19 protein-coding genes and 1 pseudogene are annotated in these 26,613 nt (G+C 57.9%); 11 read left to right on the top strand and 9 right to left on the bottom strand.

All coding sequences use genetic code 11. From position 1 onward, the window contains the following. Window positions 1–27: 27 nt before the first annotated feature. The 5 genes from I6L46_RS08905 to I6L46_RS08885 all read right to left on the bottom strand — a co-directional run bounded on the left by I6L46_RS08905 (window position 28) and on the right by I6L46_RS08885 (window position 3,789). Window positions 28–546: a GDYXXLXY domain-containing protein gene (locus tag I6L46_RS08905; protein WP_216977908.1), complete on the bottom strand. Its 519-nt coding sequence runs from the start codon at window positions 544–546 to the stop codon at window positions 28–30. Next, on the bottom strand, window positions 543–1,547 hold the full coding sequence (locus tag I6L46_RS08900; RefSeq protein ID WP_216977907.1) for a DUF4401 domain-containing protein: 1,005 nt from the start codon (window positions 1,545–1,547) through the stop codon (window positions 543–545). The genes I6L46_RS08905 and I6L46_RS08900 overlap by 4 nt, the downstream gene beginning before the upstream one ends. After that, window positions 1,540–2,478 carry a DUF2157 domain-containing protein gene (locus tag I6L46_RS08895; protein ID WP_216977906.1) on the bottom strand — a complete coding sequence of 313 codons (939 nt, stop codon included), beginning with the start codon at window positions 2,476–2,478 and terminating at the stop codon, window positions 1,540–1,542. Before I6L46_RS08895 ends, I6L46_RS08900 begins: the two co-directional genes overlap by 8 nt. Window positions 2,479–2,642: 164 nt before the next feature. Further along, window positions 2,643–3,200: a TMEM165/GDT1 family protein gene (locus I6L46_RS08890; RefSeq protein ID WP_005346773.1), complete on the bottom strand. Its 558-nt coding sequence runs from the start codon at window positions 3,198–3,200 to the stop codon at window positions 2,643–2,645. A 259-nt stretch (window positions 3,201–3,459) separates the two neighbouring features. Continuing rightward, window positions 3,460–3,789 (bottom strand): translation initiation factor, encoded by a 330-nt coding sequence (locus I6L46_RS08885; protein ID WP_005350971.1) that lies wholly within the window; start codon window positions 3,787–3,789, stop codon window positions 3,460–3,462. 119 nt (window positions 3,790–3,908) lie between these two features. Between I6L46_RS08885 and I6L46_RS08880 the strand changes: the two genes are divergently transcribed. The 3 genes from I6L46_RS08880 to I6L46_RS08870 all read left to right on the top strand — a co-directional run bounded on the left by I6L46_RS08880 (window position 3,909) and on the right by I6L46_RS08870 (window position 6,771). Continuing rightward, window positions 3,909–4,136 (top strand): FeoA family protein, encoded by a 228-nt coding sequence (locus I6L46_RS08880; protein WP_005337384.1) that lies wholly within the window; start codon window positions 3,909–3,911, stop codon window positions 4,134–4,136. 128 nt (window positions 4,137–4,264) lie between these two features. Beyond that, entirely contained in the window at window positions 4,265–6,535 is a 2,271-nt protein-coding gene (gene feoB / locus I6L46_RS08875) for a Fe(2+) transporter permease subunit FeoB (RefSeq protein WP_216977905.1), read from the top strand. Further along, the gene (locus tag I6L46_RS08870; RefSeq protein WP_064339967.1) at window positions 6,532–6,771 is read left to right on the top strand and encodes a FeoC-like transcriptional regulator; all 240 of its coding nucleotides are present in this window, start codon (window positions 6,532–6,534) and stop codon (window positions 6,769–6,771) included. The genes feoB and I6L46_RS08870 overlap by 4 nt, the downstream gene beginning before the upstream one ends. 95 nt (window positions 6,772–6,866) lie before the next feature. On the opposite strand, the gene I6L46_RS08865 is transcribed toward I6L46_RS08870, so the two are convergent. Next, complete coding sequence (locus I6L46_RS08865) at window positions 6,867–7,517, bottom strand: DUF2913 family protein (RefSeq protein WP_216977904.1); 651 nt, start codon at window positions 7,515–7,517, stop codon at window positions 6,867–6,869. A 98-nt stretch (window positions 7,518–7,615) separates the two neighbouring features. Further along, on the bottom strand, window positions 7,616–8,911 hold the full coding sequence (locus I6L46_RS08860; protein WP_216977903.1) for a DEAD/DEAH box helicase: 1,296 nt from the start codon (window positions 8,909–8,911) through the stop codon (window positions 7,616–7,618). Window positions 8,912–9,197: 286 nt separating this feature from the next. On the opposite strand from I6L46_RS08860, the gene I6L46_RS08855 reads away from it, so the two are divergent. Further along, window positions 9,198–9,776, top strand: coding sequence for an O-methyltransferase (locus I6L46_RS08855; RefSeq protein WP_216977902.1), 579 nt, complete (start codon window positions 9,198–9,200; stop codon window positions 9,774–9,776). Between the two features lie 79 nt (window positions 9,777–9,855). Here the strand turns inward: I6L46_RS08855 and I6L46_RS08850 are convergent, their stop codons facing one another. Then, window positions 9,856–11,271, bottom strand: a complete 1,416-nt coding sequence (locus I6L46_RS08850) for an FAD-dependent oxidoreductase (protein ID WP_216977901.1) — start codon at window positions 11,269–11,271, stop codon at window positions 9,856–9,858. 12 nt (window positions 11,272–11,283) lie between these two features. Then, entirely contained in the window at window positions 11,284–15,741 is a 4,458-nt protein-coding gene (gltB, locus tag I6L46_RS08845; protein ID WP_216977900.1) for a glutamate synthase large subunit, read from the bottom strand. Window positions 15,742–16,352: 611 nt separating this feature from the next. Here gltB and I6L46_RS08840 point away from each other — a divergent pair. From I6L46_RS08840 to I6L46_RS20720, 7 genes and pseudogenes are all read left to right on the top strand, one after another. Continuing rightward, window positions 16,353–17,282, top strand: a complete 930-nt coding sequence (locus I6L46_RS08840; RefSeq protein ID WP_005337371.1) for a TIGR01212 family radical SAM protein — start codon at window positions 16,353–16,355, stop codon at window positions 17,280–17,282. Between the two features lie 377 nt (window positions 17,283–17,659). Further along, complete coding sequence (locus I6L46_RS08835; RefSeq protein WP_005337360.1) at window positions 17,660–19,804, top strand: type I secretion system permease/ATPase; 2,145 nt, start codon at window positions 17,660–17,662, stop codon at window positions 19,802–19,804. Beyond that, window positions 19,797–21,230, top strand: a complete 1,434-nt coding sequence (locus tag I6L46_RS08830) for an HlyD family type I secretion periplasmic adaptor subunit (RefSeq protein ID WP_005350982.1) — start codon at window positions 19,797–19,799, stop codon at window positions 21,228–21,230. The genes I6L46_RS08835 and I6L46_RS08830 overlap by 8 nt, the downstream gene beginning before the upstream one ends. 37 nt (window positions 21,231–21,267) lie before the next feature. Continuing rightward, entirely contained in the window at window positions 21,268–22,593 is a 1,326-nt protein-coding gene (locus tag I6L46_RS08825) for a TolC family outer membrane protein (RefSeq protein WP_043819337.1), read from the top strand. Window positions 22,594–22,728: 135 nt separating this feature from the next. Continuing rightward, complete coding sequence (locus I6L46_RS08820; protein ID WP_254203160.1) at window positions 22,729–23,481, top strand: transglutaminase-like cysteine peptidase; 753 nt, start codon at window positions 22,729–22,731, stop codon at window positions 23,479–23,481. Between the two features lie 3 nt (window positions 23,482–23,484). Beyond that, window positions 23,485–25,410, top strand: coding sequence for an EAL domain-containing protein (locus tag I6L46_RS08815; RefSeq protein WP_206877790.1), 1,926 nt, complete (start codon window positions 23,485–23,487; stop codon window positions 25,408–25,410). Between the two features lie 257 nt (window positions 25,411–25,667). Next, window positions 25,668–26,489, top strand: a pseudogene (locus tag I6L46_RS20720) (retention module-containing protein); the annotation flags it as partial. Between the last annotated feature and the right edge of the window lie 124 nt (window positions 26,490–26,613).

Genomic DNA, 26,613 nt, shown 5'->3' with positions numbered 1-26,613 from the left:
AACAGAGTAAATAGCCACTCACTGCCGTTACCAGCGGGCGCGGATCTGCCCGATGGGCTGGTAAGCCTCATCCCGCAGCCCTACCAGCAGGGTCTTTCCATCCGCTTGCAGCCGGAACTCGCCGTAGCGGGCCGCTTCGTACTGCTCCCCCGTGCCTTCTTCAAAGAAGTAGGCATCGGGGCCGATCTGCCACTGCCGCTCGCTCTGGTGCACCTGCAATAGCCGCTCATCGCTGGCGAGCCGATCCGGTTTGCCATCGGCCACCAGAGTGGCCACCTGATGGGCATCGAGGCGGATCACCAGGGTGTCGCTGCCCTTGTTTTGAGTCGCACGGGAATCGCGGCTGGTCAGCTCGCGGGCAATCTCATAGTTGAGCCGCATGTAATCCCCCTGCATCAGGGAACGGGGATCGACCGGAGCGAGCCGCAGCAGCACCACTTCGCCGCTGCTCATGGCGTGCTCATAGCGCCAGACGGTGGCATTGATGCCTGCCAGGATGGCGAGGCCACTCAGCAACAGGGCCAGGTGTCGGGTGACGGGTTTCATGAGTCGCTCCTTGCCGCGAAGGTGGTGAGCAGCTGGCGGGCCACCAGCAGCAGGATGCCGGAGCCCAGCAGCAGCCAGGATTTGGTCATCAGGGTGAGCCCCAGATCGTAGTAATAGAGCGAGCCATAACCGAGCAGCAGCAAGGCCGAGAGGGTCATCAGCCCCAGACTGCCGGCATAGAAGCCGAGGATCAGCACCAGTGCGCCCGCCCCCATGCCGGGGATGATGGCGCTGATCAGCACCAGCGGCAGGCCAAACAGCAGGGGGAGCCTCAGCTTCACCATCACCGCCAGCAGCAGGGCGGCGCAGATCAGGGGATTGAGCCAGATCGGCAGGCGAGACAGCCCCAGTTCGTCCAGCACGCTGCTGCCGCCATCCCACAGCGGATGGTGCAGACGGCCCAGCACCAGCAGGGAGAGGGCGAGCCCCAGCGTGATGGAGTGGTAGAGCTGGTGACGCTCTGGATCCCTATCTGCCCGCAGCCAGCAGAAGGTGATGGCCGCCATCACTAGCGGCAGCGCCAGCAGTTGCAGCCCGAGGCAAGCGAGGCCAAGGGTGAGCAGCAGGGCCGCCGCCACGCTGTGAAACAGCCGCACCAGCCAGTGATCGAACAGCACGGCGATGGCAAGGGAGAGCAGGCACAACCCAAACCAGAGCAGGGCGTGATGGAGATCCAGCTGATCGAGCAGGCCATAGAGCAGCCAGGCATCGGCCGCCAGCGCGAGGGCCAGCACGAACTGATCCCAGAGATCGCCGCGCTGGCTGCGATTGAGGGCGTAGGCCCCCGCCAGCAACACGGCCCCGAGCAGCACGGCGCTGTTGGCCTCGCGGGTCAGCTGCTCGAAGGTGAGAAACAGGAAAAAGAGCAGGAACAGGGCGGCAATCCAGCCCACCAGCCCGAGCAGAAAGCGGCTCGACCAGTGGGGCTGGTTGTTGCGGGGCATCTCTCCCTCCACCAGATTGGCCTGTTGCAGTGCTTGCCAAAGGGTCAGATCACTCATGAGACCTCCGTTGTTGTTGCAGCCAGCGGGCGGCGGTGACCGAAAGGCCGATGGCAATCAGGCTCAGCAGCAAAAAGCCGTTGATGTCGGGCTCCATCCACTTGCCCAGCGCCGCGAGGATGACGGCAATCAGGCTGAGGCACCCCATGGCGAGTCCGGCGATAAATCTGTGATGCCAAAGGGCATAGGCCGCAGCGAGCCAGCCAAGCCAGAGCGGCCACACCAGCGGGGAGGCGGCATCAAACAGCGCCAGCAGGGTGAGCAGGGTGGCCCCCAGACCGGCAGCAAGGCCCGCCAGCCAGCTTGGCATCAGGCGCCAGCGGTTTGGCGCCAGCAGAAGCAGACCCCAGAGGGCGGCGTTGAGCAGGGTAAGGCACCAGCCCAATCCCTCTTCATCGAAGGTAAAGAAGAACGTGAACAAACCGAGCCGCCAGTAGAGCACCAGCGCCAGCTGGCCGAGCAGCCAGCTCAAGGTCCAGAGCAGCGGGCTTTGGCCAAATGTCGCCAGTGGCACCAGCATCAGCGCCCAGGTGGCGAACAGCTGCCAGGGATCGGCGCCGGTCTGGTAGGTTTGACCCACCAGCGCCAGCAGGGCGCCGATATTGAGGGCGATAGCGAGCAGCAGCGCCTGACGGGGGGTATCCCCCAGTGGTTTGCGCCACAGCAGAAGCAGCATGGCGAGCAGCGGCGCCTCCAGCAGGGCGAGGCGGGAGACCCGGCCCAGCTCTTGCCAGTTGAAGGCGACGAAGAAAATAAGGCCAGCCCCGATACAGAGGGCGCCGAGCCAGAGCAGCAGCCGGTCAAACAGCCACTGCCAGCGCGCCGGATGGGGAGGAAGATCGGCGAGGGTCAGGGCGTCCGCCAGCTTCTCTGGCGCCAGCCGTCCCTGTTTGACCCATTCGAGAAGCGTCTCTCTTGATACGTTGTGCATGGGGGGACTCCACGAGGTTTGCCCCATTATGGCATGAGGCACCCGCAACCGTGCACTGCCCCTTGGCTCTACGGCTGGTGGTTGCGACAGCGGATTACGCACTAGACACAGCAGCAAACAAAAAAGCCCTCCACATGGGAGGGCTTGAGCAGCGGAAAAGGCGATCAGGCAAAGATCAGAGTGCTCACCCCGAGGCCGACGAAGAGGATGGCGCAGGCGATGCGGATCCCCTTGAGCGGCAGCTTGTCTGCCCCCAGCTTGCCGATCAGCACCACAGGCACGTTGGCCAGCATCATGCCGAGGGTGGTACCGGTAATGACCTGCACCAGCGAGTCATACTTGGCGGCCAGCAGCACGGTGGCGATCTGGGTCTTGTCGCCAATCTCGGCAATAAAGAAGAGCACGAAGGTGGCCATAAAGGGGCCGTATTTATCCAGCGGGCTCTCCTCGTCATCCATCTTGTCCGGCACCAAAATCCAGATAGCCATGGCGATAAAGGCGATGGCGACCAGCCAGGTCATTATCTTGGGATCGAGCCAGCGGCTGATGAACTCGCCAATCCAGGCAGCGCCCGCATGGTTGAGCAAGGTAGCCGCCAGCATGCCGGCGATGATGGGCCAGGGCTTGCGAAAACGGCAGATGAGCAGCAACGCCAACAGCTGGGTTTTATCGCCGATCTCGGCAATAGCGACGCTGAGGGTTGAGGTTAACAAGGCTTCCATAAAAATGACCGGGGGACGGAATTGTTATAAACCAAAGACAAGCCTGCGCCATCCGTCCCCGGTATTGGCACTGGCCCGTCAAAGGTCTTGTCAAATCCATGGTTGGCATGGATCACCCTGACCATGGTGATTTGGCACCAAGTATGTTGATCAGGGTCGCAAACCGGTATTCATGCAATGGATGGCACCGGCGTGCGAGACTACTCCCCCTCGATGGGAGCGGGCATTCTAGGGAAAAACCGCATGAGTGACAAGGGGATCAGCCACCCACCAGCTTGACGCTGAAACCGGCTTTCTCCAGCTCGGTTTTGATCAGGTCCCGTTTATCCCCCTGGATCTCGATCACTCCCTCCTTGATACCGCCTCCGGTGCCGCACTTTTTCTTGAGCAGGGTGGCCAGGGATTTTTGCTGTTCGGCGGGTACGCCATGAATGGTGATCACCCCGGCACCCTTGCGCCCCTTGGTCTCGCGGCGAATGCGCACGGTGCCGTCGGTGGGGAAGGGGGAGGCGGATTGGGGAGCACTCTGCTCCTTGATCATGCCGCCATCTGTGCTGTAAACGAGGCGGCTGTTGTTGTCGTGACTCATGGCAATACTTTATGGGTTAGCTAAGCGGAGTTTGATTTTACTCAAATAAAAGTTGAAGACACAGCTTATAATGCCCCAAGTAAAAGCGAATTATTATTGTTTAACTTCAGGAGTCAGTCATGGTACTCACGCAGTTGTCACCGGGACAGAGTGCTCGCATCAAGAATATGAATCAGCTCGCCCGGCCGCTGCGCCGCAAACTGATGGTGATGGGCCTGTTGCCCCAGACTGAAGTCATCTATCTGCGCTCCGCCCCCCTGGGGGACCCGCTCCAGATCCAGTGCCAGGGGATCTGTCTCTCCATGCAAAAGAGTCTGGCCCAGCAAATAGAAGTCGAGCCGGTATAACCCCCTGTTCGGCTACCGCTCTGGTCAAGAACGTCACCGGGAGCGGTTCAGAGACAAGAAGTCGAGCCTGCAAAGCAGCTTGCCACACGCACGCGGCGGGTTCAGAAGAAAATAGAGGTAGAGCTGGTATGAATTATTCCCTGGTAACGGTAGGTAACCCCAATAGCGGCAAGACCTCCCTGTTCAACGCCCTGACCGGCGCCCGCCAGCAGGTAGGCAACTGGAGTGGTGTCACCGTCGACAAGAAGATGGGTGAGTTCAGCGCGGGTGAGCATCACTTCAAGCTGATGGATCTGCCCGGCATCTATAGCCTGGCCAGTCAGGATGGCAGTCTGGACGAGCAGATCGCCAGCCGCTTTGCCCAGGGCCAACAACCCGACCTGCTGCTCAACGTCATCGACGCCGCCAATCTGGAGCGCTCCCTCTACCTCACGCTGCAACTGCGCGAACTGGGCCTGCCCATGGTGGTAGTGCTCAACAAGATGGATATCCTGCAAAAGCGCCGCATCGTCATCGACGAGAGCAAGCTCGGCAAATCCCTCGGTTGCCCGGTGGTGGCCCTCTCTGCCCACAACAGCAAGCAGGTTGCCGCCTTCAAGCAGCAGATCCGGCAGTTTATCGGTCAGCCGCAAGCCGCCTTGCAGCTCGATTACGGCCACGCGCTTGAAACCGATCTGGCGGAGTTGGAGACCCTGCTCGCCCCGCATCACCTCACTACCCGTGGTCGCGCCCTGCGCCTGCTGGAAGAGGATGCGGTGATGCAGGAGACCCTGCTGCCCGGTCAGCAGGCGGCCGCCGCCAATGTAGTGGCTCGCGCCCATCAGGGACAGGATATCGACCTGCAGCTGGCGGATATTCGCTACGGCCATATCCACCAGTGGGTACAACAGGCTCGTCAGCAGAAGGGCAAGCTCACCGAGGCCCAGAGCGAGTGGCTGGATCGGGTGCTGCTCAATCGCTGGATTGGCATCCCCTTCTTCCTGTTTGTCATGTACCTGATGTTCCTGTTTGCCATCAACGTTGGCAGCGCCTTTATCGACTTCTTTGACATCATGGGCGGCGCCCTGTTTGTCGATGGGGTGCACCACCTGCTGGGGCTGGTCAATGCCCCCGAGTGGCTGGGCGCCATTCTGGCAGACGGCTTTGGCGTTGGCTTGCAGACGGTGGCCACCTTTATTCCGGTGATTGGCTGCCTCTATCTGTTCCTCGCGGTGCTGGAGAGCTCCGGCTATCTGGCCCGTGCCGCCTTCGTGGTGGATGCCCTGATGCGCCGCCTCGGCCTGCCGGGCAAGGCGTTCGTGCCGATGCTGATGGGCTTTGGCTGTACCGTCCCCTCGGTGATGGCGACCCGTACCCTCAACTCCGAGCGGGAACGGCTGATGACCTCCGCCATGGCGCCCTTCATGTCGTGCGGTGCCCGTCTGCCGGTTTACGCCCTGTTTGCGGTGGCTTTCTTCCCCGAGTCAGGTCAGAACCTGGTGTTCGGTCTCTACCTCATCGGCATTCTGGTGGCGGTGCTCACCGGCCTGTTGCTGCGTAGCACCCTGCTGCCGGGCAAGAGCGACTCCATGCTGATGGAGATGCCGGATTACGAGTGGCCGCGTCCGGTCAACGTTGCCATCAAGACCTGGCAGAAGCTCAAATCCTTCGTCTTTGGTGCCGGTAAAACCATCGTACTGGTGGTCGCCGTGCTGAGCGTGCTTAACTCCCTGGGTACCGATGGCAGCTTTGGCCATCAGGAGCAGGAGAGCTCGGTCCTGAGCAAGATAAGCCAAGCGGTGACCCCGGTGCTGCACCCCATCGGTGTACGCGATGACAACTGGCAGGCCACGGTCGGTATCGTCACCGGTATCTTCGCCAAAGAGGCGGTGGTCGGTACCCTCAACAGCCTCTACGCCGGTGGTGGCGATGCAGAGGAGGAGAGCGAGTTCTCGCTGGTGGCCAGTTTCCACGAGGCGATCGATGCCGTGGCGGCCAATCTGGCGGAGATCAACCCGAGCGACCCCATGGGGCTTGATGTTGGCAACCTCGACGACCAGAAAGCTGCCGCCGAGGCGCAGGAGGTGGATGTCTCCACCTACGGCAATATGCAGACCCACTTCGACGGGGCGGCCGGAGCCTTTGCCTACCTCTTGTTCGTGCTGCTCTACATGCCTTGCGCGGCAGCCATGGGCGCGCTGGTGCGGGAAACCGGTCGCCAGTGGGCGCTGATGACGGCGGTATGGTGCAACTACATGGCCTTTATGTGCGCCACCCTCTTCTATCAGGTGGCCACCTTCGCCGCTCACCCGGAGCAGAGCCTGTTCTGGATCGCCAGCTACGGCCTCTCTCTGGTACTGCTCTGGTGGGCCGGTCGCCGTCACGGTGATATCGTTGCCCGCAAGGTGGTGACCTTATGATCCTGCGCGAGCTGGGGGATTACCTCGCCGCGCAGCAGAAGGTGAGCCGGCGTGATCTGGCTCGCCACTTCCACACCTCGGAAGATGCGGTGGAGGCCATGCTCGGCGTCTGGATGCGCAAGGGGCGAGTCATCAAGCGTGAAAGCCGTATCTGTGGTGGCAGTTGCTGCGGCAAGAGCGAGGAGGTGATGTTCGAGTGGTGTGACGCGGGCCAGATTGGCATCAAGATCCGCTAAACGACTACCCAACCTCATCACCAAACATCGAACAATAAAAAACGGCAGATCCTGCGCAAGGGTCTGCCGTTTTTTATTGCTGAAGACAGGCGGGCTCAGGCGCCTTGGCGAGCCTCGCTCAGCAGTGCCAGCGCCGGTTGGGCGTTGTCCGGCATCAGCCGGTAGGCTTTGTGGTGTTTGACCAGGGTGGTTTTCTTGTTGCCCTGGCTCAGCAGCAGGCCGTGCTTGAAGGCCACCTCGGCCAGCACCTTCTCGTCACCGCGCACATAGAGGGTAAGGGGTTTGACAAGCTCACCGTCCTCGATATGGCCTTCATATTCGCTATGGCTTACCACCAGACTCGCCTGACCGCCCGATTGCAGGCGCAGCTTGGCGTTCACCTCGCTCTCGGTCAGCACCAGCCAGCCTGCCGCTGAGAGCTCCTCCAGCAGGGCAGCCAGCTTGGCTCCCAATTGCTGCGGATTGGTCATGGCGCACTGGTATTGGAAGGCGATGCGCTCCAGCAATCCCTTGAGATCGGCGCCCGCACCCAGAGTGCGGCCAAGCTGCACCCAAGCTTTCAAATCTTCCATCACCAGACGGGAGAAACGCTTCTCCTTGAGGGAGTCGGCCATCCAGGTGCAGAGAAAGTGGCTCTCTTGCGCCGGAGTGCGCTTGCCTGCCTTTTGTTCGGCGGTGCGGACCAGTTCGGCCAGACTCTGGGTGGCCATCTCGAACAGGGCCTGATTGTAGGTTGGAGAGGTCATAAGCAATCCTTGAGTTGACCACCAGGGGCCAACACCGATGACAGAGATGGCAAAGGCGCCAGTGGCGCCTTTGCGGTTCAATAGAGCAACTGCCCGCCTTATTTCGGCTGACGGGGCTTCTTGGCTGCAGCCAGACGCTTGAGGCGCTGACCCTGCAGCTTGGCTTCGGCCATCACCTGGGCCACGGCGTTATCTTCACGCTGCGGGCGCTTGCCGAAGCGACGACGCTCTTGCAGCTGTTTGATCAGCTCGTCACGGCTGCTCACCTCATAGCCCGGCACCATGATGCGGCGGATCTTCTGGCCGATCAGGGCCTCGATCTCCAGCAGGGTGCGCTCCTCTTCACGGCTGACGAAGGAGATGGCCATGCCGCGCTTGCCGGCACGACCGGTACGGCCGATGCGGTGCACGTAATCTTCCGCCAGGAACGGCAGATCATAGTTGACCACGTATTCCAGATCCGGAATGTCCAGACCACGGGCGGCCACTTCGGTGGCGACCAGTACCCGTACCTTGCCTTCCATGAATTCGCGCAGGGCGCGGCGACGGTTGCCCTGGGCCTTCTCGCCATGGACCACGGCGGACTTGATGCCGTCGAGGTTCAGCTCCTCGACCAGCACATCACAGCTCTCGCGGGTACTGGCGAACACCAGCACCTGCTGCCAGTTCTGCTTGCCAATCAGCTCTGAGAGCAGCTCGCGCTTGCGCTTCTGCTCGACCGGATAGACGGTATGGCTGACGCTGTCGGCGGTGGAGTTCTGCTTGTTGACGCTGACGATCTGCGGTCTGTCCAGCATCAGGTTGGCCAGCTTCTTCACCGCGTCGGAGAAGGTGGCGGAGAAGAGCAGGTTTTGACGGGTTTTGTTGACCGCTTGCAGGATCTTCTGCACATCGGCACTGAAGCCCATGTCGAGGATGCGATCCGCTTCATCCATCACCAGACACTCGACGCCGGAGAGGCTGAGGTTGCATGCGGTGAGGTGCTCCAGCAGACGGCCCGGGGTGGCCACAATGATGTGAGCGCCCGCTTTGAGCTTCTTGGCCTGTACGTCCTGCTTGCCACCGCCGACGATGGTGATGGTGGTGATATCGAGATACTTGGCGAAGTCATTGATGTTGCTCGCCACCTGAGCCGCCAGCTCGCGGGTCGGGGTCAGGATCAGCACCCGGGCGTTGGAAGGCTGGACCGGAGCCGGATTGTCTACCAGACGCTGCAAGATGGGCAGGGCGAAGGCGGCGGTCTTGCCGGTACCGGTCTGGGCGCTGGCCAGCACATCGCGGCCACGGCGAATGGCCGGGATCGCCTGTTGCTGCACAGGGGTCATCTCCTGATAACCGCAATCTGAGACAGCACGCAAAATCTCGGGGGCAAAATCGAACGATTCAAATCTCATAATGGGTTCCTGTGTTCCAGCTGGGCTGTGTTTGGCTTGGTTAGCTCGGCATGAGCGAGACGGAGGTTGTAACCACCGACGGCTGCGCCTGACATCAAGTCAGAGAGTGAGCCGGAAAATGGCGGGCGCGAAGTGTAACAGATAGACGTCACAAATTCTGCCTCAAATGGTTGTCCTTTTCTCATCCTTTGTGGTGTGAATGGCGGTTGAAAGCAATCATTTGACTCCCAAATGCCAAGCTTAGATGCGTGGCTAATGGTTTTGGGCAAGGACAAAAGGGATATCGATGGAACTGGAACAGTTAAAACGCCAGCTGGAGCAGCTTGGCGAGCGCAATGACAGCATGCAGCAGGCTCGCCACCGCAAGTTGCTCAATATCACCCGCGACACGGGGGAGTTGCTGTCAGTATTGGTACAGACCCGTGGGGCGCAGGCGGTGCTGGAGATTGGCACCTCCAATGGTTACTCCACACTCTGGCTGGCAGAAGCTGTGCGTCGGTTGGAGGGGCACGTGACCACCATTGAGCTGGATGAGGATAAGCGCGTGCAGGCCCATTACAACTTTCAGAGGTCAGGGTTGGCCCCCTGGGTAACCTTGCTGGCAGGGGATGCAGGCGAGCTGTTACCGACCTTGCCGCAAGCCGGCTATCAGCTCATCTTCCTCGATTCGGATCGTCAGCACTACCGGGCATGGTGGCCGCAGATCCGCCGCCTGCTGGCACCCCGTGGCCTGCTGGTGGTCGACAACGCCATCTCCCATCGCAGCGAGATGGTGGAGTGGATGAACGAGGTCGGGCAGGATCCGGCCTTTGCCACCTCGCTGGTGCCGGTCGGCAAGGGGGAGTGGCTGGTGGTGCGTTTGTAGGGGGTCGGTAGCTACAAAAAATCAGCCCCGCATTGGCGGGGCTGATTGTTAGGGAACATCACGGCTGTGGCCGGTCAGATCAGACCGCCAGATAGTCCATGATCCCTTCGGCCGCTTTGCGCCCTTCGTAGATGGCGGTCACCACCAGATCGGAGCCACGCACCGCGTCGCCACCGGCAAACACCTTGGGATTGCTGGTCTGGAAGGCGTATTCCGCCTGCTCGCGGGCCTTGATGCGATCCCTGTTGTCGAGCTCGATGCCGAACTCCGCCATCCAGGGCTGGGGGTTGGGCTGGAAGCCAAACGCCATCACTACCGCATCGGCGGCCAACACCTGCTCTGAGCCCTCGATGACCACCGGATTGCGGCGGCCATTGGCGTCGGGTTCACCCAATTCGGTGCTCACCACCTTGATGCCGCAGGTGCGACCGTTGGCATCCAGTTCGACCGCCACCGGTTGCAGGTTGAACATGAACTCAACTCCCTCCTCGCGGGCGTTCTTCACCTCCCGCTTGGAGCCCGGCATGTTCTCCTCGTCGCGGCGATAGGCACAGATCACCTTGTCAGCCCCCTGACGGATGGCGGTACGCACGCAGTCCATGGCGGTATCGCCACCGCCCAGCACCACCACCTGCTTGCCGGCGAAGTCGATATAGTCGGCTTGCGCCTTCTCGAACCCCAGCAACCGGTTGGCGTTGGCGATGAGGTAGGGCAGGGCGTCATAGACTCCCGGCGCCTCTTCGTTGGCAAAGCCGCCCTTCATGTACTTGTAGGTGCCGACCCCGAGGAAGACCGCATCGAACTCGCCGAGCAGATCGGCGAAGGTGATGTCCTTGCCCACTTCGGTCTCGAGACGAAACTCCACGCCCATCCCCTGGAAGATCTCGCGGCGACGCTGCATCACCTCTTTTTCCAGCTTGAAGGAGGGGATACCGAAGGTGAGCAGGCCACCGATCTCCGGATACTTGTCAAACACCACCGGGGTGACGCCGTTGCGTGCCAGTACGTCGGCACAGGCGAGACCAGCCGGGCCGGCACCAATGACGGCGACCCGCTTGCCGGTCTTGACCACGTTCGAGAGATCGGGCTTCCAGCCCATCTCGAACGCCTTGTCGGTGATGTACTTTTCGATGTTGCCGATGGTCACCGCGCCGAAGCGATCGTTGAGGGTGCAGGAGCCCTCACAGAGGCGATCCTGCGGGCAGACCCGGCCGCACACTTCCGGCAGGCTGTTGGTCTGGTGGGAGAGCTCCACCGCCTCCAGAATGCGCCCCTCTTTGGCCAGTTTCAGCCAGTTGGGGATGTAGTTGTGGACCGGACACTTCCACTCGCAGTAGGGGTTGCCGCACTCGAGGCAGCGATCCGCCTGCATCTGTACCTGAGGCTGATTGAAGGACTCGTAGATCTCCACAAACTGGATTTTGCGGATCTTGAGCGGCTTCTTGGGCGGGTCGACCCGCTGGACATCGATAAACTGAAATACGTTCTGGCTCATAGGGTTCCCTCCTTATTGCGCCTGGATTCTGAGTTCTGCACTGGAACGGCTGGTGTGACCCAACAGCGATTTCACGTCACTGGACTTGGGTTTGATCAGCCTGAACTTGGGCACATAGGAGTCGAAGTTGGCCAGGATCTCCTCGGCGCGCGAGCTGCCGGTCTCATTGAGGTGCGCCGTGATGATGCCGCGCAGGTGCTCCTGATGGATGGCGAGATCCGCCACGTCCAGCAGTTCCACCAGCTCGGGGTTAGTGCGCTTGGCGAAGTTGCCGCACTCGTCGAGCACGTAGGCAAAGCCGCCGGTCATGCCCGCCGCAAAGTTGACGCCAGTCTGACCGAGCACGGTGACGATGCCGCCGGTCATATATTCACAGCCGTTGTCGCCAATCCCCTCGACTACCGCCAGGGCGCCGGAGTTGCGCACCGCGAAACGCTCGCCAGCAGTGCCTGCGGCGTAGAGTTTGCCGCCGGTGGCACCGTAGAGGCAGGTGTTGCCGATGATGGCTGCTTCGTGGGATTTGAACGCCACGCCGACATGGGGCTTGATCACCAGCTTGCCGCCGGTCATCCCCTTGCCCACGTAGTCGTTGGCATCGCCGGTGAGGATCATCTCGAGGCCACCCGCGTTCCAGACGCCGAAGCTCTGGCCTGCGGTGCCGTTGAAGTGCACTTTGACCGGATCCGCCGCCATACCCTGGTTGCCGTGCCGCTTGACGATTTCGCCCGAGAGACGCGCACCCACCGAGCGGTCGGTGTTGCGAATGTCGTAGCGGAACTCGCCGCCGCTTGAGGTTTCCACCGCCTCCAGCAGATCTTCCACCATTTTCAGGTTGAGTGGCCCCTTGTCGAAGGTGGGGTTGTGTTGCTGGCTGAACAGGCTGGAGCCTGCCGGTGCCACCGGACGGGCCAGAATGCCGGAGAGATCCAGCTTGGCCTGACGGGCGGTGAGGCCGGGCAGGGCTTCCAGCAGATCGGTGCGGCCAATCAGGTCGGTCAGCTGGGTGACGCCGAGCTGAGCCATCAGCTCGCGGGTCTCCTCGGCGATGAACTTGAAGTAGTTCATCACCATCTCCGGCAGGCCGGTGAAGTGCTCGCGACGCAGCTTCTCATCCTGAGTGGCAACGCCGGTGGCGCAGTTGTTCAGGTGGCAGATCCGCAGGTATTTGCAACCGAGCGCCACCATGGGGCCGGTGCCAAAACCAAAGCTCTCGGCGCCGAGGATGGCCGCCTTGATGATGTCGAGACCGGTCTTGAGACCACCATCCACCTGCAGCCGCACCTTGTGGCGCAGACCGTTGGCCACCAGCGCCTGCTGGGTTTCGGCCAGCCCCAACTCCCACGGGGAGCCGGCATATTTGACCGAGGTGAGGGGGCTCGCGCCGGTGCCGCCGTCATAACCGGAGATGGTGATGAAGTCGGCATAGGCCTTGGCCACGCCGCAGGCAATGGTGCCAACGCCGGGTTCGGAGACCAGTTTCACCGACACCAGACAGCTCGGGTTGATCTGCTTGATGTCGAAGATGAGCTGGGCCAGATCCTCGATGGAGTAGATGTCGTGGTGCGGCGGCGGTGAGATCAGGGTCACGCCGGGCACGGAATAGCGCAGCTGGGCGATCTGGGCAGTCACCTTGTCACCGGGCAGCTGGCCCCCTTCGCCGGGCTTGGCCCCCTGAGCCACCTTGATCTGCACCACGTCGGCGTTCATCAGGTAGTGAGGGGTGACGCCAAAGCGACCGGAAGCCACCTGCTTGATGCGGGAGTTCTTCTCGGTACCGAAACGCTTGGGATCTTCGCCCCCTTCGCCGGAGTTGCTCTGACCGCCGAGGCGGTTCATGGCGACAGCCAGCGCCTCGTGGGCTTCAGGGCCGAGGGCACCGATGGACATGGCAGCGGAGTCGAAGCGGGGGAACAGCTTGTCGGCTGGCTCAACCTGATCCAGCGCGACCGGATTGTCGACTTTCTTCAGCGCCAGCAGATCGCGCAGGGTGGCAACCGGGCGTTCGTTCACCAGACGGGCGTACTCTTTGTAATCGGCATAGTTGCCGGAGCGCACCGCGGTTTGCAGGGTCTGCACCACATCCGGGTTGTAGGTGTGGTACTCGCCGCCGTGGACGAACTTGAGCAGGCCGCCGTGGGGGAGGGGCTTGCGCACCAGCCAGGCCTGACGGGCCAGATTGTGCTGATCCTGCTGGATGTCGGCAAAATCGGCACCCTGAATACGGCTCGATACGCCGCGGAAGCAGGTATCGACCACCGACTTGGCCAGGCCCACCGCTTCGAAAAGCTGGGAGCAGCGGTAGCTGGCGACCGTGCTGATGCCCATCTTGGACATCACCTTGTAGAGCCCCTTGTTGATGCCGTTGCGATAGTTGACCATGGCCTGGCGCAGGGACATGGCGAGCACGCCCTCTTCAACCTGTTTGGCCAGGGTTTCGTAAGCGAGATAGGGGTAGATGGCGGTCGCGCCAAAGCCCAGCAGCACCGAGAAGTGGTGCGGGTCACGGCAGCTTGCAGTTTCCACCAGAATGTTGGCGTCGCAGCGCAGGTTGTTGTCCACCAGGGTGCGCTGTACCGCGCCCACCGCCATGGCGGCCGGGATCGGCAGGGTGTCGGCGCTGATATCGCGATCCGACAGCACCAGCAGCACGGTGCCACTCCTGGCAGCAGTTTTGGCTTCGTCGCAGATGCGCACGATGGCCGCTTCCAGCCCCTCTTCGGGCTTGAAGTTGAGGCTGATCACCTGATGTCGGTAGTACTCACCTTCCAGTGCCAGCAGCTGGTGGAAGTCGGAGTAGAGCAGGATCGGTGACTGGAACAGCACCCGGTGGGCGTGGCCGAAGGTTTCGTTGAAGACGTTCTGCTCGCGACCGATACAGGTGGCCAGCGACATCACATGGTTTTCCCGCAGCGGGTCGATGGGCGGGTTGGTCACCTGGGCAAACATCTGGCGGAAGTAGTCATAGAGGGTGCGCGGGCCGGAGGAGAGCACCGCCATCGGGGTATCATCCCCCATGGAGCCGACCGCTTCCTGACCGTTTTCACCCAATACCCGGATGATCTGATCCAGCTCCTCGAAGGAGTAGCCAAACAGCTTCTGATAGGTTTTCAGCTGGTCGTCGGAGAACTCGCGGCTACCGGTCTGGCTGTCGTCCATCTGCTCGAAGGGGACTAGCCGGCGGCAATGTTTATCCATCCACTGCTTGTAGGTGTGGCGGTTCTTGAGGTCGTCATCGATCTCGAAGCTGGTCCACACCTTGCCGTTGCTGGTATCCACCACGAACAGCTCGCCCGGGCCGACCCGGCCCTTCTCCAGCACTTCGTCCGGGGTGTAGTCCCAGGTGCCAACTTCGGAGGCGAGGGTGATGAACTTGTCCTTGGTGATGACGTAGCGGGCCGGACGCAGGCCGTTGCGATCGAGGGCGCAGGTGGCGTAGCGACCGTCGGTCATGACGATACCGGCCGGGCCGTCCCACGGCTCCATGTGCATGGAGTTGAAGTCGTAGAAGGCGCGCAGGTCATCATCCATGTTCGGATGTTTTTGCCATGCAGGCGGGATCAACAGGCGCATGGCGCGGAACAGGTCCATACCACCGGCGAGGAAGAGATCCAGCATGTTGTCGAGGCTGGAGGAGTCAGAGCCGGTGGTGTTGACGAAGGGAGCCGCTTCCTGCAAATCGGGGATCAGCGGCGTCGCAAACTTGTAGCTGCGTGCCTTGGCCCACTGGCGGTTGCCGGCGATCGTGTTGATCTCGCCGTTGTGGGCCAGATAGCGGAACGGCTGGGCCAGCGGCCAGCGCGGGCTGGTGTTGGTGGAGAAACGCTGGTGGAAGACGCAGATGGCCGCCTGCATACGGATGTCGGCGAGATCCAGATAGAAGCGCGGCAAGTCCACCGGCATGCACAGTCCTTTATAGACGGTGACCAGATTGGAGAGGCTGACCACATAGAAGTAGTCGTCGTTAACGCGCTTTTCGATGCGGCGGCGCACGATATAGAGGCGGCGCTCGAGATCCTTGTCGACCCAGCCGGGCGGGGCGTTGACAAAGACCTGTTCAATGCTGGGCAGGGAGGCTTTGGCGATGGTACCCAGTACGTTGGTATCGACGGGCACCTTGCGCCAGCCAACCAGACTCAGGGTCTCTTTTTCCAGCTCTTCGTCGATGATGTCGCGGGTCTGCTGGGCCAATACGGGGTCAGGGTTGAGAAACAGCATGCCGACCGCATAGTTGCGGCCAAGGTGCCATCCCTTCTCCTCGGCGACAGCTCTGAAGAAGCTGTCCGGTTTTTGCAGCAGCAGACCGCAACCATCGCCGGTCTTGCCATCGGCGGAGATCCCGCCGCGGTGCTGCATGCGAGCCAATGCTGACATCGCGAGACGAACAAGCTTGTGGCTGGCTTCCCCTTCCATGTGGGCCAACAGGCCGAAGCCACAGTTATCCCTCTCCAGCTTTGGATCATATAGTGACATTGCATTTCTCCCTTGCTCGGCCTTGTATCGCACAGTCATCACCTGACTGCATAAATTGCGATTGGCTCTTGTGGTTCCGTCTGCCTGACGTGGCGAATCTCCAAACTAATGGGATTTTCTGGCGAGGTCAATCGCAGGTCAGGTTTGTCTTCATGGTTACATTCGCATAACAAAATGTCGGGTTAGGGGGATTCGCTCGCAGTTATGGAGTGTTTATTCTGTGTAGTTTGATTTTGTTGGTTAAATATATCGTCATTGGCGGGCTCAATGGTGCGCTCGGCGACGATGGGCGAATGTAGTAATTTTACCAACCCGATGTGGCCGACAGCGGAAGGGATCACATTTTCAATATCCCATGCTTGCAATTGTGTGCTGTCGGGTCTCTTTGAATTTTTCATTGTTCAACAGTGGGTTATCAGGTCTCATTTTCATATGGATGTTTACTGTTTGAATCGTCAAAGAACTGTAAAAATCCTTTTTTTGCGCTTTTTCTCTATATTTATTCAAAATTGGTCGGGTATTTATATGTTTTACCCTCTCCGCTAGCTTGATCCAGCTCAGCCCCTGTTTTACGCAAGCTCGTACAATGGCGCTCCTTTAGCGGAGGTGTCATGCAGTTACACGAACTCGTCAATACATTCGGTCAGGATCTCAAGCAACGTCATGGTCAGAAGATCCACAAACTCTCCATCCACGGGGCCTTCACCTGCCCGAACCGTGACGGCACCCTGGGTCGTGGTGGCTGCACCTTCTGCAACGTATCCTCTTTTGCTGACGAGTCGGCTCAGCAGCTCTCTGTGGTGCAACAATTGCTGGCTCGCCGGGACGAAGTCACCCGTGCCAAACGCTATCTTGCCTATTTTCAGGCCTATACCAGCACCTATGCCGAGGTCGAATATTTGCAGCGGATGTATGAAGAGGCGCTGTCAGTGAGCGATATGGTGGGGCTCTGCGTGGGCACTCGCCCCGATTGCGTGCCAGATGCGGTGCTGGATTTGTTGGCGGGCTATCAGGCCCGAGGCTACGAGGTGTGGCTGGAGCTCGGGCTGCAAAGTGCCAACGACAAGACCCTGCAACGGATCAACCGCGGCCACGGTTATGCCGCCTATGAGGATGCGGTAAGACGTGCCCATCAGCGCGGCATCAAGGTATGTGCTCATCTGATCGTCGGCCTGCCGGGCGAAGTGCCGATGGACAGCCTCGATACCCTGCATCGCATCGTTGAGACCGGTGTTGAGGGGATCAAGTTGCATCCGCTTCATGTAGTAGAGGGCAGTACTCTCGGCAAGGCGTGGCAGGCGGGGCGGCTTGAGGTATTGACGCTGGAGCAGTATGTGGAGGCGGCCGTTGCCATGATCCAGCACACGCCGCCCGAGGTGGTGTATCACCGGATTTCGGCCTCCGCGCGCCGTCCAACCCTGTTGGCGCCAGCTTGGTGTGAAAATCGCTGGACGGCCATGGCGGACATTGCCAAAGCACTCTCATTGAGCGGCCCACAAGGTCACGCGTTGGGCAGACCCTTCATACTTCCTGACCTATAATTGAGCGCCAGATTATTATTTTCACGTAAAACATAGGGTTATATAAAAAACTTCATACCCTAAACTATAGTTTTGGTACGTGCCGGTTGATATAGTGGTGCGCCATAATAAATGTCATTATCAATTAACTCCGACATTCACCCTGATTGCAGTGTTAGCATGGTGTTGATGAGCCGATTATTTTTACCAATAACGAATCATGCCGCCATTGCTGCTGTGCCGGGAAATTGGGGATGAGTGTCGCGATCTATCTGGACAGGTTTATCCCCTGATCAGTCTCATCAGCGGGAAGGCCACTCGGTTTTAGCGTGGCTATAGCAGGGAAATATGAGCGATGAACGCTCCTATCTACCTCATTTATGCAGTGACAGGATGCTATGCAAGCAGAAACAAGTCGTATTGATGAGTTATTGGAGTGTCTGGTCTTCTTGACCCGTTTTTATGGTGTGCCCAACAGCCAGGATGCCCTGACGACCGGGTTGCCACTGGTCTCCGGACGCCTGACTACCGCACTCTTTTGCCGTGCTGCCGAGCGGGGCGGGTTATCCGCCCGTGAAGTGATACAGCCACTGGCCGATATTTCTCCCTTGCTGCTGCCTTGTGTATTGCAGATGCGCAATGGTGGCGCCTGCATTTTGCTGGAGTGGAATGAAGATCGAAGCCAGGGGAAAGTGATTTTCCCGCAGGCCGGTGATGCCGCGCAATGGCTGACCGCAGCCCAGTTGGGTGATGAGTATCTGGGACGCCTCTTCTACGTGAAGAAGCAGTTCAAGTTTGACGAACGCTCGCCCAAGGTGCTGGAAACCCGTGATGGCCACTGGTTCTGGAGCACCTTGTTCGAATCCCGCGGCATCTATCGCGATGTGCTGATCGCCTCCATTCTGATCAACCTGTTTGCCATTGCCAGCCCTCTTTTCACCATGAACGTCTATGACAAGATTGTGCCCAATCTGGCGTTTGATTCACTCTGGGTGCTGGCGGTCGGGGCTATGGTGGTCTTTACCTTCGATTTTGTGATGCGGCAGTTGCGCAGTTACTTTATCGATATCGCTGGCAAAAAGTCTGATGTGCTACTGTCCGCCAAGATCTTCGCCAAGGTGATGGGTATGCGGATGGAGTCTCGTCCCGCTTCCACTGGCGCGTTCGCCAAACATCTGCAGGAATTTGAATCGGTGCGAGAGTTTTTCACCTCCGCAACGGTTTCTACTCTTATCGATCTGCCTTTTGCCGTCTTCTTCCTTTTTATTATCTGGATGTTTGCCGGTGTGATGGTGGTGGTCCCCATCGTCGCCATGCTGATCCTCATCGCCTACAGCTTCTATATTCAGGAGCCCCTCAAGCAGTCCATCGAAGAGGGTTCACGCCTTGCGTCCCAGAAGAACGCCAACCTGATTGAAAGTATTTCCGGGCTGGAAACCGTCAAGATTTTCGGTGCCGAGAGCATGTTCCAGCATCGCTGGGAACAGGCCGTCTCCCATATTTCCACCTGGGGCGTACAGACCCGCCGCATTACCAACTCCATGTCCTCGCTGGCCAGTTATATCCAGCAGGTGGTGACGGTTGGTCTGGTGATCGTCGGTGTTTACCAGATCTCGGAAGGCTTGGTCACCATGGGGGGCATGATTGCCGCCGTGATGCTCTCCAGTCGCGCCATTGCACCTATGGTGCAACTCTCCGTGTTGTCGACCCGTTATAACCAGGCCAAGTCAGCACTGGATATTCTGGAAAAAATCATGCAAACCCCGGGTGAGCAGGAGGAGGGCAAGCAATATATCCATCATCCGGTGATTGCCGGTCGAATTGAATTCGAGAATGTCTCCTTCAAATATCCCGGCATGGAAACCAGCACCCTGCACAATATCAATTTGCGCATTCAGCCGGGCGAAAAGGTGGCGATTATCGGCCGGATTGGGGCGGGTAAAACGACCCTCGAGAAGCTGTTGATGGGGTTGTATCGACCGACCGATGGCTCGGTACGTATCGACGGCTTTGAACTTGATCAACTGCCACCTGCGGTGATCCGTCGCAATATCGGCTGTGTTCCGCAAGATGTCATTCTCTTTTTCGGATCGGTGCGGGACAACATCATGCTGGGTAATCCGCTGGTGGATGATGTGAGAGTCTTGCGCGCAGCCAAGCGGGCGGGTGTCACCAACTTTACCAACCGGGATCCTAACGGGCTGGATCGGCAGATAGGTGAGGGTGGCCGTCAGCTATCCGGTGGCCAGCGTCAGTCGATCCTGCTGGCACGCGCCCTGCTCAATGATCCCCCCATTCTGGTGATGGATGAGCCGACCTCCAACATGGACAACCAGTCCGAGATGCAGGTCAAACAGGAGCTAGCCAGACTGGGCCCGGAAACCACATTGATCCTCATCACTCACAAAACCTCGATGCTGGATGTGGCATCGCGAGTGATCGTTATCGAGCAGGGGCAGATCGTTGCTGATGGCCCCAAAGAGGTGGTGTTGCAGCAGTTGAAGGAAGGCAAGGTGCGCGTGCAGGAGGTGTCCCATGGTTAAGGGGCTCATGGACTGGTTCAAGCGCAGCAAAAAGACGCCTTCCGGCGAGGTATTGCCAGCACCCGAGCATCTGGAGTTTGTCGATGACGGCGCGGCAGCTGTACTGCTGACCACGCCGACCGGAGCTCGCATCCTGTTGTGGTGCTGCTTCCTCTTTTTCATGAGTGCCATCGTCTGGGCGGCCTGGGCCGAACTGGATGAAGTCACCGTGGGTCAGGGCAAGGTTATTCCGTCCCGTCAGCTGCAGGTGATCCAGAACCTGGAAGGGGGGATCGTCAAAGAGATCTTCGTCAAAGAGGGGGACATCGTCGAAAAGGGGCAGCCGCTGCTGCGTATTGATGACACCCGTTTCCGCTCCGACTTTAGAGAACGGGAGCAAGAGGTGGTCACCCTCAAGGGGGATGTGGCCCGTCTGCGCGCCGAGATGGCCAGCGTCGAGGTGAAAAACGACCCGGCACTGGGGTGGCGTGAGCAGGTTGTGGTAGGCGAAGCGCCAATCCAGTTCCCCGATGGTTATGAAACCGTCTTTGCCGAATACGCACACCGTGAGCGGTCTGTACAGCGGGATCGCCTCAATAACCTGAAGAACCAGCTCTATATTCTTGGTCAGCAAATCGAACAGAAAGAGCAGGAGCTGATTGAACTGAATGCCAAGATCCGCACCGTGAATCGCAGTGTGGATTTGGCCAGACAGGAACTGAATATTAGCCGTCCGTTGGCGAAAGAAGGTATAGTGCCTCAAGTGGAGCTAATCAAGCTTGAGCGGCAGGTCAACGAGATGCAGGGGGAGCTGGAGAGCAACCGTCTGCTGATCCCAAAACTCAATTCGGTACTGCGTGAGACCATCTCCAAGCGTAATGATATTGCGCTGAAGTTCAGAGCAGATTCCCAGACTGAACTGAATGAGAAACAGGGGCGGCTTGGCCAGTTATCAGAAGGGCAGGTTGGCTTGCGAGACAGGGTTGACCGGACCAGCGTGATTGCACCGCTCAAGGGCACCATCAAGAAGCTCAAGATCAACACCCTGGGCGGCGTGGTTCAGCCCGGCATGGATTTGATGGAGATTGTGCCGCTGGAGGATACCTTGCTGGTAGAAGCCAAGGTGTCACCGAAAGATATCGCCTTCCTGCGACCGGGGCTGGATGCCATCGTCAAAATTACTGCCTACGACTTTACAATCTATGGAGGATTGCATGGCAAGGTTGAACAGATAAGTGCGGATTCGATCCAGGATGAGGAGGGGAACTCCTTTTATCTGGTTCGGGTTCGAACAGAGAAAAGTTACTTGGGCGATGAGCTTAACGCACTTCCCATCATCCCCGGTATGTTAGCCAGTGCTGATATCATTACTGGTAAAAAAAGTGTCCTAGACTATTTGCTTAAGCCGATTTTACGGGCAAAGCAGTCGGCACTGAGAGAACGATAAGCCAACAATCTAAAAACAAAACATGACTGGAGATAACATGAAAAAAACGATTGTTGCCATGCTGGTCAGTGGCTGCATCCTGATCCCTAGTTTGGGTCAGGCCCAGACTCTGGAAGAGTCGGTGGCACAGACACTTGCTACGCATCCCAAGATCAAGGAAGCGTTTGATCTGTATCAGGCACGACTCTATCAGCATGATGGAGCCAAGGGTGGCTATTATCCTACGATCGATCTGCGTGGTGGCGTAGGCTATGAAAAAACTGACAGCCCTTCTACCCGTGCTGCCAGTGCCAACAGCAATATTGATGATTCCATGACTCGCAAGGAGGCTGGACTCAGTCTGCGGCAAATGTTGTTTGATGGCTTTGATGTCAGCAACAACGTCTCCAGAACCGAAGCTGAAGCCAATGCCCAGCGTCTGGCGATGATCTCCGAAGCTGAAAATACCGCGCTGCGAGTAGCTGAGGTCTACCTCAATATGCTGCGCCAGCAGGAGATCCTGGAGCTTTCCAAACAAAACCTGGAAACCCACGAACAGATCCGCAGCGACATCAGCAAGCGGACTGATTCAGGGCTTGGCTCTACTGCGGATCAGACCCAGATTGAAGGTCGTGTTGCCCGGGCCTATTCAAATCAGGCCGCTGCCGAAAACAACTATCGCGACGCAGAGAGTGAATTTATTCGTGTCGTGAACGAGGTACCAAAAGATCTGGTACAGCCGGTTCCCAATACCGAGCTTATCCCGGCCAGCCTCGATAGTGCGCTGAAAACGGCGACCGAAGTCCACCCGACCCTGCTCTCTTCCCTGCAGGATATCGAAGCGGCCAAGTATCAACATGAAGGCGCCAAATCCGGTTTCTACCCGAATGTAACATTCGAGGTCGATCAGAACTGGAATGAGGATATCGATGCGGTCAAAGGGCGCAACGATGATCTGACCGCAATGGTGCGCATGCGTTACAACCTGTTCCGTGGCGGTTCTGATGTGGCAGAGAGCAATGCAACATCGGCGCTCTACTCTCAGGCGAAAGACATTCACTTGAATGCGTTTCGCCAGGTTGAGGAAGGCACTCGTCTGGCCTGGAACGCGAAAGAGTCGCTGGCCAAGCAAAAGACCTTCCTGAAAGAGCATGTTGACGCCAGCTATGACACCGTACAGGCATACAAGAAGCAGTTTGGGTTGGGTCAACGGACATTGCTGGACGTATTGAACACCGAGAACGAACTGTTCGAGGCGCGTCGCAGCTATATCACTGCCGAGTATGATGCACTGCTGGCGGACTATCGCATTCTCAACGCTACAGGTAGCCTGCTCAATGCATTTAGCGTCAAACAACCCGCTGAATGGCAGGCCAGGCAATAACCGTTTGCCCATGATCCCGCTGGGATCATGAACGCCAACATGGTGACTGCTGCTGGCAGTCACCATGTTTGGCTAAAGCAGATGGTTGCACGGGCTTTGAGGAGTGCAGCAGCAATAATGCAGCAGGAATATGACGTGACACTCCAGCGCGGAACCGGCGGCAGATGGTGTTATCTTCTTAATGAATGGAGATACCGATCCTTACGCGCTCTGCGCCACTCCTTATGGATCCTGCTGTTACCCTTCTCACTTCTGCTCTGTGCCAGTCAGCCTCTGCCACAGGAAGATCTCAACTTGATCAAACGGGCGGAGCAGACCTATGGCGCCAGAGCCGGCAAGCGTGTAACTAGTTGGCGTATGCTGGTCATGGAGACGAAGGGCAGGGCCCTGAGTGAAGAAAAAAAGCTTGAGCGGGTAAATAATTTTTTCAATCGGATGCGTTTTCTTGACGATATCAAGTTGTGGCGCAAAAAGGATTATTGGGCAACCCCGCTAGAATTTTTGGGAGCCGCTGGGGGAGACTGTGAAGATTTCAGTATCGCCAAATACTCTACGCTGCTCGAGCTTGGGATCCCGGATGATAAAATGCGGATGGTGTACGTTAAGGCTCTTGATTACAACCAGTTTCACATGGTGGTGGCATATTATGAGACACCCTCTTCCGTTCCGGTTATTTTGGATAATTTGATAGGCTCGATTCGCCCAGCCACACTGCGGCGTGATCTGGTGCCTATTTACAGTTTTAACGGTAGTCACTTGTGGTTGATGAAGGCACGAGGCCAAGGGGAACTGGCTGGTCAATCATCCCGCTTGGGATTATGGAATGATTTACGCAATCGCATGACCTCGGGGCGATTGGCTCGGCCAGTGGTGAATTTGGATGATTAACCTATGACGCTCTATCGACAGTTATTAGCCACCATGCTGCTGCTGTTTGGATTGTTATTTGCGGCCACATACTGGGTGCAATTCAATTCAACCCGCACTTATCTTGCGCAGCAACAGGAAACAACGGTCATCAATACGGCAACCTCGCTGGGGCTTGCGCTCACCCCCTATCTGGAAAACGGTGACAAGGTCGGTGCCGAGTCGGTGATCCAGGCCATTTTTGATGGTGGCTATTATCGATTGGTTCGCTTGGATTTGCTGGCATCAAAGGATGTCATCGAGCAGGAAAATACCAACAATATTCAGGGGGTACCGCGGTGGTTTGTAAATTTGGGACTGTTTCCTGAGGTATCCAACGAGTCAATTCTGACGTCTGGCTGGTTGCAGCTTGGAAAATTAAAAGTAGTTGGTCACCCCGGCCAGGCTTATTACGAGTTGTGGCGGGGGATGAGCGAGCTGGCGAGCTGGTTTCTGGTCGGCTTTTTGATCACCACCATTTTGTTGATGAGAGCACTCAACTACTTGCTCAAGCCACTCAAACAGATCTGTGATCAAGCCGTCGAGATTGAGCTGCACCATTTCGGTCATACGATCCCGGAGCCTAAAACCCATGAATTGAAGCAGGTCGTTCAGGCGATCAACACCCTCTCAAGCAAGTTGGCGTTGCAGTTCAAAGAGCAAGCCGATGAGGCCGAGAAATTGCGTGAGCGGGTTTATGTCGATGCCGTGTCGGGGCTTGGCAACCGAGCCTATTTTGTGGGCCAGGTAAACGCATGGATAGCGGAGGCTGGCCAAGGTGGCGTCATGCTGGTTGCGGTCGACATGCTGGATGATATCTATCGCGATGAAGGCTTTGCTGCCCGTGACAACATGGTCAAATCGATAGCTCAGGCTTTGAAAGAGCAATTAAAAGGGTGGGATGGCGCAGCCTTGGCACGGATCTCCGCGACGGAATATGCGCTGCTCTGTCCAACTGACGATCTCACTCAGTTAAAAGAGCTGGCTGAAGTGATTAATAGCCGCATTGCCGATCTGGTGGTGAATCCAATGGGCGAAGGGGATGCGCTCTCCGTCATCGGTATTGCTGGTCGTGATGGCAATGATGATCTCTCTGCCTTGTTGACCAAAGCCGATAATGCGCTTGGCAAGGCGCGCAATGAACGCCGTGGTGCTGTGGTGATGGAAGGGGGGACCGAGCAAGGTTTGATGGGGCGTTTGGCCTGGCGAGATCTGGTACAAGATGCCATTTCACGACAACTTTGGCGCTTCAAAGCACAACCAGCTTGCCGGTTTGATAATGGAGCAAGGTTGCATGCCGAGCTATTTGCTTCTATCTCTCGGGATGGCACTGATTATTTTGCCGGTCAGTTCTTGCCCGCGATTGAACAGTTCAAATTGGGTGGCGAGTTTGACCAGGCGGTGCTTGATGCTTGCGTTCCATTACTGCAAAAACAGTCTGATCTGGTACTGGCGATCAACATCACTGCTGGCTCGCTCTGCTCGGATGAGTTTTTAACCTGGTTGACGCGCTATCTGATCGAGCATGTTGAGCTGAAAGAGCGGTTGTTATTTGAAATACCTGAAGCTGCCATCATGAAACATAAAGACAACGTGGCTGCGTTGGTGGGCACCTTGCAAGCTCATGGCTTCCAGTGGGGGGTTGACCACTATGGTCGTCACTTCCAGTCTCTGGGCTATCTGGAGGAGTTGTCGCCGGCTTATGTCAAGGTTGATCACGGTTATACCAGTCAGGTCATGGAGCCGGGGGCTGACACCTCATTCCTGGCTGCAGTGTGTCGCGCCGCACATAATGCCGGTGTGACCACCATTGCAACCCGCGTCGAAGATCAACATCAAGTGGAACTGCTTTCCAAGTTGCATATCGATGGTTACCAGGGATTTGTTCATCCCGCCTTCCCATTGTCTTGAATTAAATGCTGGAAATGGCCCCGATAGGGGCCTTTTTTATACCAGTCACTTTTCTTTTCGCCATTTTTCTATAACCAACTCAAGGTCGGTCTTGAATGGGGCTATACCTAGAGTTCTGATTTGTATTAATAAATTCCAACTCTTCGATTTTTTTCCGTTTATTTGTTGAATTCCTCTCGAACGTACGCTTTTTTGCAACGGAACAGCGCGCTATCTCCTTCTACGGTGTAGACATCAAGATCTGTCACCTTGGAGCAATGGATATGCGTACCCAAATCATCGACAAGTCCGTGGTTGTCTCAGCTATAGAGGGCAATGTGGAGATTGTGCTGGCTGATGGAAGCAGCCGCCCTCTGCAAAAAGGGGAAATTCTCCAACCCGGAGCAAAATTGACCATAGCGGATGACGCCAAGCTGGCTCTTTCCCCTTATGACGATACTCCTGCATCGGATGTTCCGGCAGGTTCCGAGTCCGCTGAACCTGCTCAACCGCAAGTGGCGGCCAGCCAGGAAGGCGCACCTTCAGATATTGCCGCATTGCAAGAATCGATTCTGCAGGGTGTTGACCCGACTCAAAACTTTGAGGCTTCTGCTGCTGGTGGGGCACCAGCGGCCGGTGGTGGTGGCGGCATTGGTGGGGTTGCGGGGGCCAGTGGTAATGGTGGTTTCGTAACAATTGATCGAACAGGCGATGCCACGATAGCGGCTGCAGGGTTTGATACTACCTACGATACGGCCGCTGTCATCAATGAAAATCAGGCCGAAGATTTGATTCTTGAAAATCAGCTTGATGATTTGGGCGAAACCGCCGAGACCTTGGAAGACACTCAGGTCAGTGGGAATTTACTCGACAATAGTACCAATCCAGATGGGCCTGCTGATGCCTCTATCGTTTCATATGACTGGGGTATCAATATCGGAGTCCCTGCGGGTGTTGCTGCCACCATTACCGGAGTGGGCACACTGATCATCAACCCGGATGGGAGCTATACCTTTACTCCTGCGCCTAACTATGATGGCGCTGTTCCCCCGGTGAACTATCAGGTAACTGATGGCCAGGATACAGTGACTTCAACACTCGTTATCTCCATTACTCCGGTAGATGAGGCGGTAGGCCTTGATGGGCTTACTCTGGAAGGGGGAGAGGTGTTGGTCAGTGATGCCAACCTTGCAGACGGTTTGGCACCTAACGCAGCCGCGTTAA

The organism is Aeromonas sp. FDAARGOS 1416, from assembly GCF_019048085.1.
Classification (GTDB): Bacteria; Pseudomonadota; Gammaproteobacteria; order Enterobacterales; family Aeromonadaceae; genus Aeromonas; species Aeromonas veronii.
The sequence above is the reverse complement of the archived record's forward strand: the minus strand, read 5'-3'. Positions and strand labels throughout refer to the sequence as shown.